The 12,602-nt window shown below is 70.1% G+C and carries 12 protein-coding genes; 4 read left to right on the top strand and 8 right to left on the bottom strand.

All coding sequences use genetic code 11. The annotated features are described in order from the left end of the window. Positions 1-51: 51 nt before the first annotated feature. From ACEN8D_RS13195 to ACEN8D_RS13170, 6 genes are all read right to left on the bottom strand, one after another. Positions 52-1,173 (bottom strand): GuaB3 family IMP dehydrogenase-related protein, encoded by a 1,122-nt coding sequence (locus tag ACEN8D_RS13195; protein ID WP_071294790.1) that lies wholly within the window; start codon positions 1,171-1,173, stop codon positions 52-54. Positions 1,174-1,239: 66 nt separating this feature from the next. Beyond that, the gene (locus tag ACEN8D_RS13190) at positions 1,240-1,425 is read right to left on the bottom strand and encodes a hypothetical protein (RefSeq protein ID WP_139199221.1); all 186 of its coding nucleotides are present in this window, start codon (positions 1,423-1,425) and stop codon (positions 1,240-1,242) included. Between the two features lie 186 nt (positions 1,426-1,611). Then, positions 1,612-2,433: an ABC transporter ATP-binding protein gene (locus ACEN8D_RS13185; protein ID WP_309777270.1), complete on the bottom strand. Its 822-nt coding sequence runs from the start codon at positions 2,431-2,433 to the stop codon at positions 1,612-1,614. Continuing rightward, positions 2,430-3,317 (bottom strand): ABC transporter ATP-binding protein, encoded by an 888-nt coding sequence (locus ACEN8D_RS13180; protein ID WP_070417714.1) that lies wholly within the window; start codon positions 3,315-3,317, stop codon positions 2,430-2,432. Before ACEN8D_RS13180 ends, ACEN8D_RS13185 begins: the two co-directional genes overlap by 4 nt. Further along, positions 3,310-4,296 (bottom strand): branched-chain amino acid ABC transporter permease, encoded by a 987-nt coding sequence (locus ACEN8D_RS13175; protein WP_070417713.1) that lies wholly within the window; start codon positions 4,294-4,296, stop codon positions 3,310-3,312. Before ACEN8D_RS13175 ends, ACEN8D_RS13180 begins: the two co-directional genes overlap by 8 nt. A gap of 11 nt (positions 4,297-4,307) precedes the next feature. Continuing rightward, entirely contained in the window at positions 4,308-5,660 is a 1,353-nt protein-coding gene (locus ACEN8D_RS13170; protein ID WP_071294793.1) for a branched-chain amino acid ABC transporter permease, read from the bottom strand. A gap of 355 nt (positions 5,661-6,015) precedes the next feature. Here ACEN8D_RS13170 and guaB point away from each other — a divergent pair, with 355 nt between their 5' ends. The 3 genes from guaB (at position 6,016) to ACEN8D_RS13155 (ending at position 9,548) form a co-directional block, all read left to right on the top strand. Then, positions 6,016-7,518 (top strand): IMP dehydrogenase, encoded by a 1,503-nt coding sequence (guaB, locus tag ACEN8D_RS13165; RefSeq protein ID WP_070417711.1) that lies wholly within the window; start codon positions 6,016-6,018, stop codon positions 7,516-7,518. Positions 7,519-7,596: 78 nt separating this feature from the next. Beyond that, entirely contained in the window at positions 7,597-7,980 is a 384-nt protein-coding gene (locus ACEN8D_RS13160; protein ID WP_261646623.1) for a VOC family protein, read from the top strand. A gap of 233 nt (positions 7,981-8,213) precedes the next feature. Continuing rightward, positions 8,214-9,548, top strand: a complete 1,335-nt coding sequence (locus ACEN8D_RS13155) for an ABC transporter substrate-binding protein (RefSeq protein ID WP_071294794.1) — start codon at positions 8,214-8,216, stop codon at positions 9,546-9,548. A gap of 230 nt (positions 9,549-9,778) precedes the next feature. On the opposite strand, the gene rarD is transcribed toward ACEN8D_RS13155, so the two are convergent. Together rarD and groES are read right to left on the bottom strand one after the other, a co-directional pair. Further along, entirely contained in the window at positions 9,779-10,741 is a 963-nt protein-coding gene (gene rarD, locus ACEN8D_RS13150; RefSeq protein WP_070417709.1) for an EamA family transporter RarD, read from the bottom strand. A gap of 132 nt (positions 10,742-10,873) precedes the next feature. Continuing rightward, positions 10,874-11,170, bottom strand: a complete 297-nt coding sequence (gene groES / locus ACEN8D_RS13145) for a co-chaperone GroES (RefSeq protein ID WP_017885484.1) — start codon at positions 11,168-11,170, stop codon at positions 10,874-10,876. A gap of 163 nt (positions 11,171-11,333) precedes the next feature. On the opposite strand from groES, the gene ACEN8D_RS13140 reads away from it, so the two are divergent. Next, on the top strand, positions 11,334-12,536 hold the full coding sequence (locus ACEN8D_RS13140) for a class I SAM-dependent methyltransferase (protein WP_413398696.1): 1,203 nt from the start codon (positions 11,334-11,336) through the stop codon (positions 12,534-12,536). The last annotated feature ends 66 nt before the right edge of the window (positions 12,537-12,602 follow it).

The following is a 12,602-nucleotide window of genomic DNA, read 5'->3' as shown; positions in this document are numbered from 1 at the left end:
CGTGTCACGGTGACGCCGGGCGTCACCCGCGCCGGAGTGCGGGTGCCACCGTCAGTTCCGGTGGTACGGCGCCACGACCACTTCTACTCGCTGGAACTCCTTGACGTCGGAGTATCCGGTCGTGGCCATCGATCGACGCAGGGCGCCGACGATGTTCGCGCGGCCGTCCCACGTCGGGGTGGGGCCGTTCAGGACGTTCTCGAGCGGGGCGATCGTGCCGACCTCGACCCGGCGGCCGCGCGGCAGCTCCGGGTGGTGCGCCTCGGCACCCCAGTGGAACCCACCGCCGGGGGCCTCGGTGGCGCGGGCCAGCGCGGTGCCGAGCATCACGGCGTCGGCGCCCATCGCGATGGCCTTGACGACGTCGCCGGCGGTGTCGAGCCCGCCGTCCGCGATGACGTGCACGTAGCGGCCGCCGGACTCGTCCATGTAGTCACGGCGAGCGCCGGCGATGTCCGCGACGGCCGTGGCCATCGGGGCGTGGATGCCGAGGGCGGCCCGCGTGGTCGATGCCGCGCCGCCGCCGAAGCCGACGAGCACACCAGCGGCACCGGTGCGCATGAGGTGCAGTGCCGCCGTGTAGGTCGAGGCACCGCCCACGATCACCGGGACGTCGAGCTCGTAGATGAACTTCTTGAGGTTGAGCGGCTCGGTGTTCTGCGAGACGTGCTCGGCCGAGACCGTCGTGCCGCGGATGACGAACAGGTCGACACCGGCGTCGACGACGGTCTGCGAGAACTCTTGCGTGCGCTGGGGGCTGAGCGACCCGGCGACGGGGACACCGGCGGCGCGGATCTCGGCCAGGCGCGCGGTGATGAGCTCGGCCTTGACCGGCTCGGAGTAGATCTCCTGCATGCGCTTCGTGACGTTGCCGTCGGTGAGCGCCTTGATCTCGTCGAAGTAGGGCGTCGGGTCCTCGTAGCGGGTCCAGAGGCCCTCGAGGTCGAGGACGCCGAGCATGCCGAGCCGGCCCATCTGGATGACCGTCGCGGGCGAGGCGACGGAGTCCATCGGGGCCGAGAGGATCGGCGACTCGAACGTGAACGCGTCGATCGACCACTGCACGCTCACGTCACGCGGGTCACGCGTGCGCCGCGAGGGGACCACCGCGATGTCGTCGAACGCGTACGCCCGACGTCCGCGCTTGCCAGCACCGATCTCGACTTCACTCACCCGGCAAGCCTAGCGGTCGTGTCCCCCGGGTGACACGGGCGCGACGGGCAGGGCGCGCGGCGGAGGTCAGCGCGTCCGGCGTGCGCGGCGCCTGCGGAGCGTCCGCAGGACGAGCCCGAGCAGCAGCGCGAGCACCACCAGCACGCCGACCAGCGCCGCGGCGACCTTCACGAGCAGCGCCGCCCCGACGAAGAGCACGGCGAACACCAGCCACACGAGGGCGTCGAGCACGAGGGGGCCGGGAGTCCGCACGCGACCGACGATAGCGACCCGGCGGGGCGGGTCGCGCCTCCTGGCCGGCGACGCGCCGTCCCCGCGACGTGGGCCGCGCACCGGTCCGCATGAGGAGCGGGGCCGTGCGGCGCTGAGCGTCCACGCACGACCCCACTCGGTGCGGGTACCGCCCCCACAGCGGCACCCACGGTCGACACCGCTCGCTCAGCGCGCGGAGTCGACGTCCTTGGCGAGCGTCCCCAGGTACAGCTCGATGACCTTCGGGTCGTCGGCGAGCTCCTTCCCGGTGCCCGAGTACGCGTTCCTCCCCTGGTCGAGCACGTACCCACGATCGCAGATCTGCAGACAGCGTCGCGCGTTCTGCTCCACCATGACGATCGACACACCGGCCTTGTTGATCCGGCGCGTGCGGATGAACGTCTCGTCCTGGCGCACGGGCGACAGCCCCGCGGAGGGTTCGTCGAGCAGCAGCACCTTCGGGTCCATCATGAGCGCCCGGGCCATCGCGACCGACTGCCGCTCACCGCCGGACAGCGATCCGGCGCGCTGGCCCTTCCGCTGGCCCAGGACGGGGAACAGGTCGTAGATGACCTCGAGCCGCTCGGCGAACTTCCGGGGCCGCAGGTACAGGCCCATCTGCAGGTTCTCCTCGATCGAGAGCGAGGGGAAGACGTTGTTCGTTTGCGGGACGAAGCCCACGCCGGCCTGCACGAGCTTGTTCGCCTTGAGGTTGGTGATGTCCTCGCCCTGCAGGGTGACCGAGCCCTCGCGGATGGACACGAGGCCGAACAGGGCCTTGAGGAGCGTCGACTTGCCGGCGCCGTTCGGGCCGATGATGCCGATGAGCTCGCCCGGGTAGCAGTCGAGGTCGCAGCCGTTCAGGATGTTCACCCCCGGCAGGTAGCCGGCGACGAGGTTCTTCGCGCTGAGCACGGGCTCGCGTTCCAGCGTGGCCGCCGGGGCGGCGGTCGCCGGCGACGGACTGGAGGCGCTGCTCGCGTTCGTGGGCTCGCTTGCGTCGGTCATCGGGTCGCCTCCTGCTCGTCTTCTTCCGCTACTTCCTCGGCGAGTTCCTCGTAGGTCTCCTCGTTGAGGAGCGAGTCGTCACCGAGGTCGGTGTCGTGGTGCGCACCGAGGTACGCGTCGATGACCGCACGGTCGTCCATCACCGTGTCGGCCGGGCCCTCGGCGACGACCTTGCCCTCGGCCATCACGACGACCCAGTCCGAGATGTGCCGGACCATGTGCATGTCGTGCTCGACGAAGAGCACGGTCATGCCGTCGTCGCGCAGGGACTGGATGTGCCCGAGCAGCGACTGGGTCAGCGCCGGGTTCACGCCGGCCATCGGCTCGTCGAGCATGATCATCGTCGGGTCGGACATGAGCGCCCGGGCCATCTCGAGGAGCTTGCGCTGCCCGCCGGACAGCGAGCCCGCGTAGTCGTCGGCCTTCGTGTCGAGCTTGAAGCGGGCGAGGAGGTCCTCGGCCTTCGCCGTGATCTCGCGCTCCCGCTTCCGCCAGAGCGCGGGGACGAGGCCGACGAAGAAGTTCTCGCCGGGCTGGTCGCGGGCGCCGAGGAGCATGTTCTGCATCACGGTGAGGCGGCTGAGCGCCTTCGTGAGCTGGAACGTGCGGACCATGCCCTTGTTCGCGATGTGGGTGGCGCTGGTCTTCTGCAGGGTGTTGCCGTCGAACCGGGTCGTCGCGCCGGGGCTCGGCTTGTCGAACCCGGTGAGCAGGTTGAAGAACGTCGTCTTGCCGGCGCCGTTCGGGCCGATGAGGGCGGTGATCGAGCCGCGCTGGACCTCGAGGTGGTCGACGTCGACCGCGGTCATGCCGCCGAAGCGACGGGTGACGTCGTCGACGACCAGGATCGGGTCGTTCTTGGGGTGGGCGTACGACTCAGACACTGAACGTCAACTCCTTCTTGTTGCCCAGGAGGCCCTGTGGACGGAACACGATGAGGAGCATGAGCGCGACGCCGACGAGCACGTAGGAGAACTGCTCGGCCTGCTGCGCGTTCATGATCGAGTTCGGGATGAAGTCACCGGCGAGGGTGCGGATCGCGAGTCGGACGACGAAGAAGAGCACGGCGCCGAGCACCGGTCCGAACACCGTCGCCGCACCGCCGAGGATGAGCGCCGTCCAGATGAAGAACGTCATCGAGCGGCCCATCGCGTCCGGTTGCACCGAACTCGGCAGGACGTAGATGATCCCGGCCAGGGCCCCGAGCGCACCGCCGAACACGAGCGCCTGCATCTTGTACGAGTAGACGTTCTTGCCGAGGGAGCGGACGGCGTCCTCGTCCTCGCGGATGGCCTTCACGACACGGCCCCAGGGGCTGCGCATGAGCAGGAACAGCACGAGCGTGAACAGGGCGACGAGCCCCCACGCCGCGATCCGGATCCACCAGCCGTTGACGCCGTTGTTCGAGTACGTGAACCACAGGATCGTGGTGGTGCCGTCGGGGAGCGGGCTGAGCGCGTTGAACGGGTCGCGGTAGCTCGACCCGGTGATGCCGTTCGAGCCACCGGTCGTCGTGGTGAGCAGGCTCGACCGTCCCACCATGCGGATGATCTCGGCGCCGGAGATCGTCACGATCGCCAGGTAGTCGCCGCGGAGCCGCAGGGTCGGGATGCCGAGGATGATCGCGAACACGATCGACACGAGCAACGCGACCAGGACGGCCATCACGAACGGCAGCCCGTTGGTGATCGAGATCGCGAAGCCGTAGGCGCCGAGCAGCAGGAACGCCGCCTGGCCCATGTTGACCAGGCCGGTGAGTCCGAAGTGGACGTTGAGGCCGATCGCGGCGAGCGCGAACGCCGCCGTGGTCGGGGCGAGTGCCTCCTGCGTGAGGGAGGACAGCAGGTTGAGGATGTAGTCCATGGCGGCGCTCCTTAGCCGATCCGCTCGGCGCGGCCGAAGATGCCCTGCGGCCGGAACAGCAGGATGAGGATGAGGATCACGAGGGCGGTGGCGTACTTGAAGTCACCGGGCAGCACGAGGTTCGTGAGCTCCACGACGACGCCGATGATCATCGAGCCGACGAGTGCGCCGTAGGCGGTCCCGAGGCCACCGAGCGTGACCGAGGCGAACATGAGCAGCAGCAGCTGCAGGCCGGTCTGCCAGTTCACGCCGTTGAGCACGAGGCCGAGCATCACGCCCGACAGTCCCGCGAGGCCGGCGGCGAGCGTCCACACGAACCGGATCACCCGGTCGACGTCGATGCCGGACGCGCTGGCCAGTGCCGGGTTGTCCGACACCGCACGGGTCGCACGGCCGAAGCGCGTCTTCGCGAGGAACAGACCGGTCGCGACGAGGACGACGAGCGCGATGCCCATCGCCACGTACGACTGCACCGTGAGCGTGACCCCGGCGAACCGGACCGTCTCGGGGTTGCCCTGCTGGATGCGGACGGTCGAGGCGCCGAAGAAGTACTGGAACGCGTACTGCGCGGCGATCGACAACCCGATCGTCACGATCATGAGCTGCGTCAGGCTGATGCGCTTGCGCCGCAACGGCCGCCAGATGCCGGCGTCCTGCAGGTATCCGGTCGCCGCGCACAGCAGCGTGACCACCACCCCCGTCAGCCAGATGTTCCACCCGAGCTGGTTCGCGAAGAGGTAGGCGAGCAACCCGCCGAGGGTGACCTGCTCCCCGTGCGAGAAGCTCGACAGGCCGGTCGTGCCGTAGATGAGCGAGAGGCCCACCGACGCCAGCGCGATGAGGAGCCCGAGCCGGATGCCGGACGCGAACTGCTGCCAGGCGCGCTGGGGCGTGACGCTCGTCGCGTCGTCGTTCGTGACGACGCCCTGCTGGTCGGACAGCTGGAAGATCTGCCCGACGTTCGCGTTGAGGCTCGCCGACACGGTGCGCTTCGCGTCCGCCGCGTTCGTCAGGTACTGGCCCTTGGGCAGCGTGTCCTGGTCGACGCTCACGGTGTAGCTGCCCGCCTCGGTCACGCTCACCGACCAGCGCCCGGCGTCGGACGTCGTCGCGGTCTGCGCGAAGCCACCCGGCCCGGCGACGTCGACGTCGACGCCCGGGACCGGTTCGCGGTCCGAGTCGGTGATCGTGCCCTGGATGCAGCCGTTCGTCGGGCTGACCGTGCACGGCTGGGTGCTGGCGGGTGCGGTGCTCGCGGACGCCGATGCGCTCGCGGTCGGGGCCGAGGTGGCGCCGATCGCCGGCAGCGTCACCGCCCAGTCGATCAGGAAGGTCGCCAGGAACGCGAGCACGAGGACGGCCATGATGACCGGTCGCTTTCGTCCAGGGCGGAGGCGGAACCTGCGCAGCAGTGCAGGTCCCGGCGGAGTGATGGATCCCACGGAAGAGCCTCTCGTTCGGATGACGAGGACGCTAGGGGGATTGTGTGACACCCGTGTTTCCATCACGTTCCCTGTGTGATTCGTGCCGCAACTGTGACGTTGTGGAGGAAGGCCGGACGGAGGTCCCGGGACGGGGCCGCACCGCGCCTCCTGGCCGCCCACGGGTGTCCACGGGGCGGAATGCGGAAGCGCGCCTGCGCGTTACCATGGTCTATCCGGAACCCGCCGCAGCGTTCCCGGTGTCTCGACCACTTCACCTCGCCCACGAAGGGGACCCATGGACCAGCCGGATCCGTTCGGATTCATCGGACTCACGTACGACGACGTCATGCTCCTGCCGGGGTACACCGACGTCATCCCGAGCGAGGCGTCGACCGCGTCCCGGCTCACCAAGCGCATCACGGTCAACGTCCCGCTGCTCTCTGCGGCGATGGACACCGTGACCGAGGCCCGCATGGCGATCGCCATGGCCCGACAGGGCGGCATCGGGATCCTGCACCGCAACATGTCGATCGCCGACCAGGCGGCCGCGGTCGACAAGGTCAAGCGCAGCGAGTCGGGCATGATCACCAACCCGGTGACCACCAGCCCGGACGCCACCGTGGCCGAGGTCGACGCGCTCTGCGGACAGTTCCGCGTCTCCGGCCTGCCGGTGGTCGAGGGTGACGGCACCCTCGTCGGCATCATCACCAACCGCGACATGCGGTTCGTGGCGCCGTTCGAGCAGCAGACCACGCTCGTGCGCGACGTCATGACGAAGGCCCCGCTCATCACGGCCCCGGTCGGCATCGACCCGGACGACGCCGTCGCGATCTTCGCCGAGCACAAGATCGAGAAGCTCCCCCTCGTCGACGAGGACGGCAAGCTCCGCGGTCTCATCACCGTCAAGGACTTCGACAAGAGTGAGAAGTACCCGGACGCCACGAAGGACGACGCCGGACGCCTGCGCGTCGGTGCCGCGATCGGCTTCTTCGGCGACGCCTGGGAGCGCGCGACCGCGCTGCGCGAGGCCGGCGTGGACGTCCTCGTCGTCGACACCGCCAACGGCCACAGCGCCGGCGTGCTCGACATGGTCCGTCGCCTCAAGGCCGACCCGGCGTTCGCCGCGGTGGACGTCATCGGCGGGCAGGCAGCCACGCGCGAGGGCGCCCAGGCGCTCATCGACGCGGGTGTCGACGCCGTCAAGGTCGGCGTCGGCCCGGGATCGATCTGCACGACGCGCGTCGTGGCTGGTGTCGGCGTCCCGCAGGTCACCGCCGTGTACGAGGCCTCCCTCGCCGCGCGTGAGGCCGGTGTGCCGGTCATCGCCGACGGCGGGCTGCAGTACTCGGGCGACATCGCGAAGGCCCTCGTGGCCGGTGCCGACACCGTGATGCTCGGCTCGCTCCTCGCCGGCACCGACGAGTCGCCCGGCGACCTGGTGTTCGTCAACGGCAAGCAGTTCAAGGCCTACCGCGGGATGGGCTCCCTCGGCGCCCTGCAGACCCGTGGCAAGAAGACCTCGTACTCGAAGGACCGCTACTTCCAGGCCGACGTCCCCTCGGACGACAAGCTCGTGCCGGAGGGCATCGAGGGCCAGGTCCCGTACCGCGGCTCGGTGGCGAACGTCGTCTACCAGCTCGTCGGCGGCCTGCGGCAGTCGATGTTCTATGTCGGCGGCCGGACCGTCCCGGAGCTCAAGGCCCGCGGCAAGTTCGTCCGGATCACCCCGGCCGGGCTCAAGGAGTCGCACCCGCACGACGTGCAGATGGTCGTCGAGGCGCCGAACTACAGCCGCTGACCCGACCAGCACCCTCGAACGCCCCTGCTCCCGGACGGAGCGGGGGCGTTCGTCGTCGGTCGGCAGTAGGGTCGCGGCATGGTCAGCGCCGTGTCCCACACCTCGATCGACTGCCGTGACGCCTACACGCTCTCCGAGTGGTGGAAGCAGGTCCTCGGCTACGTCGACGTCGCCGACGACCCGAACGCGCCCGGGCACGAGGAGTGCATGATCGTCGCTCCCGACGGGTCGCACCACGTGCTCTTCATCGAGGTGCCGGAAGCGAAGGCCGTGAAGAACCGCATCCACTTCGACCTGCGGCCGACCGACCGGACCCGCGACGAAGAAGTCGTCCGGCTGCGGGGCATCGGTGCGCTCGAACTGGCCGACCGACGCACGGCGACCGGCGGCTGGGTGGTGTTCGCCGACCCCGAGGGGAACGAGTTCTGCGTCCTCCGGTCCCAGGCCGAGCTCGACGCCTGACCCCGGCCAGCCCCCACCCGGGCCGCCGGCGTCCCTGTCCGGACTGCGCGGGTCCGGTCAACCGCGCCCGGGCACTCGGCTCGAGACCCGCGGGTTTCCGCACACCTCGCGTCACGGCTGGGTAACGAAACACTTTGCGTACCGCCCCGTCACGCGGCTGAAACACCGTGACCCTACGTTCTCTCACATCCCCAGCGGGACCTGAGGTTCCGCGCAGAGAAAGGGCTCCACGGATGATCAGAACCACCCGTGCCACCACGGCACTGGCAGTGGCAGGAGCGGCGGCGCTCCTCCTCGCCGCCTGTTCCACCACCAGCGGCGGCACCTCACCGTCCTCCTCCGCGTCGGGCGGCGCGAAGAAGGACCCCGCCGCGAGCTGCAAGGCCCCCGACACCCCGGGCACCGACGCGCTGAAGATCGGCACGATCCTCCCGCTCACCGGTTCGCTCGCCTACCTGAACCCGCCCGCGGAGTCCGGTGTGGGACTCGCGGTGCAGGACATCAACGCGGCCGGCGGTGTGCTCGACAAGGACGTCACCATCGACCCCGCCACCGACTCCGGTGACAGCAACGACATGACGGTGTCGAGCTCCGCGGCGACGAAGCTCGTGAACGCGAAGGTCCCGGTCGCGATCGGCGCCGAGTCCTCCAGCGTCACGCTCAACGTCATCGACCAGCTCACGAGCAACTGCATCGTGGAGATCTCCCCCGCGAACACCGCCTCGGACCTGTCCGGCTACTCGTCGTACTACTACCGGACCGCTCCGCCGGACTCGGTGCAGGGTTCGGCGCTGGGCCAGCTCGTCACGGGTGACGGCAACGCCAAGGTCGCGTTCCTCGTCTTCAACGACACCTACGGCACCGGCCTCCGCAACACCGTGCAGAAGGCGATCGAGGACTCGGGCGGATCCGTCGTCTACGGCGGCAAGGGCAAGGGCCAGGAGTTCCCGCCCGGCCAGACGACCTTCTCCTCCGAGGTGACCGCGGCACTCGCCACGAAGCCGGACGCCATCGTCGTCCTGGCCTTCGACGAGACGAAGTCGATCATCCCGGAGCTGAAGTCGCAGGACGCCGACATGTCGAAGATCTACATGTCCGACGGCAACACCGCGGACTACTCGAAGGACTTCGACAAGGGCACGCTCACCGGCGCGCAGGGCACCATCCCCGGTGCCTCGCCGAAGGACGAGTTCAAGGCCCAGCTCTCCGCCTACTACAAGAAGTCGTCGGGCAAGGACCTCGCCGACTACTCGTACGCGGCCGAGTCGTACGACGCCACCGTCCTCGCCGCGCTGGCCGCGGTGAAGGGCAAGGGCACGGACTCCGGCACCATCCAGGCCAACATGGCCGCGGTGTCCGGTGCCGACGGCGGCACGGAGTGCTCGACGTTCAAGGACTGCGTCGCCCTGCTCGACAAGGGTGAGGACATCCACTACACGGGTCCGTCGGGCATCGGTCCGTTCGACGACAACAACGACCCGTCGAGCGCCTACATCGGCATCTACAAGTTCGACGGCGACAACAAGCCCGTCTACCAGAGCGCGATCCAGGGCTCGGTCAAGAAGTAGTCGGCAGCACCGGATCGACAGCGCCTCGCGGCCCGGCCGCGGGGCGCTGTCGCGTGCGGCGGCGGCGGCGGGCCGGCGGCGGCGGGCCGAGACTCGGCTGCGCGGACAGTTCCGTGGCGGACACGGCGCGAAACTGTCCGCCGGGCCGAGACTCGGGGCCCGACGGGCGGGCCGGCGGGCGGGCAGGCAGGCGGACAGGACACGGGTCCTGGAGGCGCGGCTCGGCCCCGTCAGACCGGCTCGGCCGCGGTGGGCGCCACCGCCCGGCGCCGCGATGCCCGAGCGGCCAGGAACGAGTCGGCCGTCAGGATGACCAGGGCGAGCCAGACGATCCCGAAGCCGAACCACCGGGCACCCGACATCGGCTCGTGCTGCACGACCACCCCGACGAGCAGCTGCATCACCGGCGCGAGGTACTGCGTCAGCCCGAGCGTGGACAGACTCACCCGACGGGCGGACGACGCGAACAGCAGCAGCGGCACGGCCGTCGCGGGCCCGGTCAGCACCGTCACGAGGACGTGCACCCAGCCCTCGCTCGTGAACGTCACCCCGCCGCCGAGGCCGGTCGCGCCGAGCACCACGAGGGCGACCACGGCGATCGGCAGCAGCCACACCGTCTCGATCGTCAGGCCGCTCAGGGCGTCCACCGTGCCACCGACCCGCTTCTTCACGAGCCCGTACAGGCCGAACGAGAACGCCAGCACGAGGGAGATCCACGGCATCTGTCCGTAGCCCACCGCGATCACGACGACGGCCACGATGCTGATGCCGACGGCGGTCCACTGCAGCGGACGCAGGCGTTCGCGGAGCACCACGACACCGAGCGCGATCGTCACGAGCGGGTTGATGAAGTACCCGAGCGCCGCCTCGACCGTGTGGCCCGTGGTCGTCGCCGCGACGTACACGGTCCAGTTCACCAGGATGAGCACGGCCGCGAGGCCCATCACGAGCATCACCCGACGCTGGGCCATCAGGGTGCGGGTCCGGAGCCAGGAGCGGGTGACGGCGATCGCGATCGCGCAGAACACCAGCCCGAAGACGATCCGCCAGGCGACGATCTCGAACGCGCCGGCGGGGGCCATCGCCGCGAAGAGCAGCGGCATGAGTCCCCACAGCCCGTACGCGATGATCGCCTGCACGACGCCGACGGATGCCTCGCTGCGGGCCGGGCGCGCCGGGGACGGTTCACTCACGGAACCATCCTAGGAACGGGCACCGACGGTGCGGGGTCGAGCCGCGCCTCCTGGACCCGCCGACCCGGCGCGGAACGCGAGAACGCCCCGCCCGGCCGGAGCCGAACGGGGCGTTCGCGATGTGTACTGGACTCAGTGCACGATGACCGCGAGGACATCGCGCGCCGAGAGGACGAGGAGGTCCTCGCCCGAGTACTTGACCTCGGTGCCGCCGTACTTCGAGTAGATGACCTTGTCACCCACGGCGACGTCCAGCGGGACGCGGTTGCCGTTGTCGTCGATACGACCCGGGCCCACGGCGACGACCTCGCCCTCCTGGGGCTTCTCCTTCGCGGTGTCCGGGATGACCAGACCGGAAGCGGTGGTCTGCTCCGCCTCGACCTGGCGGATGACGATGCGATCCTCGAGCGGCTTGATGCTGACGGCCACGGTGACCTCTTCTTTCTCGGTACTGACTCGGTACAGATGAAAACCGTGTTGGCACTACGCACAGGAGAGTGCCAACCGCCCCAACTCTAGGGCGTCGTTGGCACTCGGTCAATCCGAGTGCCAACGTCCGACCGGGCTCTCGGCGACCTGGGAGGATCGTCGGGTGGAAGCCGCCGATCTCGCCCAGTTGCTGACCCCCGAGGGGATGGCCCTGCTCGACCGTACCCCGGCCGTGTCCGACGGTGGTGAGATCGTCCGGGTCGTCTCACGACTGCGCTCCGAAGGACACGATCCGGGCCTCGTCGCGGCGGTCCTGACGCAGGCGAAGCTCCGGCAGAAGGCCCGTGGGAAGTTCGGCGACTTCGCCTCCCGCATGCTCTTCACCGAGGCCGGCCTCGAGCAGGCGACCCGTCTGCAGGTCGCCGCGCAGCACGCCGGACGCTTCACCGCCGCGGGGCTCACCCGGGTCGCCGACCTCGGGTGCGGCATCGGCGGGGACGCGATGGCGATGGCGGCGCTCGACCTCGAGGTCACCGCGGTCGACCGTGACGAGGTCACCGCGGCCGTCGCGACGCACAACCTGTCGCTCTGGGACTCCGCCCGGGTGGAGCTCGGCGACGCCGCTTCGTTCGACCTGTCCCGCGTCGACGGGGTCTGGATGGACCCGGCGCGCCGGACCTCCGGCCACGCGAACACGAAGCGCCTCGCCGACCCGGACGACTGGTCCCCCTCGCTCGACACCGTGTTCGCCGCCGCCACGACCACCCCGACGGGCGTGAAGCTCGGGCCGGGCGTCGACCGCGACCTCATCCCGGACACGGCCGAGGCGCAGTGGACCTCCGTGGACCGCGAGGTCGTCGAGCTCGCCCTCTGGTTCGGCCCCCTCGCCCGTCCCGGTGTCCGCCGTGCCGCGACCGTCATCGGGGCGCACGGGATCGCCGAGCTCACGGGCGACGCCGACGCCGCGGACGTCGAGGTCGGCGCGCTCGGCGCGTACCTGTACGAGCCCGACGGGGCGGTCATCCGTGCGCGGCTCATCGGCGACCTCGCCCGGTCGCTCGACGGCCGGATGCTCTCCGACGGCATCGCGTACGTCACCTCGGACCGGGCCGTCACGACACCGTTCGCGCAGGGCTTCCGGGTGCTCGACACGATGCCGCTCGACGTGAAGCAGCTCGCCGCGCGGCTCGCGGCGGACGACATCGGGACCGTCGAGATCAAGAAGCGCGGCGTCGACGTGGACCCGGCGCAGTTCCGGAAGCGGTTGCGGTTGCGGGGACGGGGGCGCGTCACGCTCGTGCTCACCCGCCTGGAGGGACGGCACACCGCGATCCTGTGCGAGCGGCTGGGGGACGTGGCCGGCTAGGCCGCGGGGCGGCGGCGCGCGCCGCGCACAACGAAAGTCACCCCGAACCGCGGCGATCCGTGGTTC

The organism is Curtobacterium sp. Curtsp22 (assembly GCF_059492135.1).
This window is presented reverse-complemented; position numbering and strand designations above follow the sequence as displayed.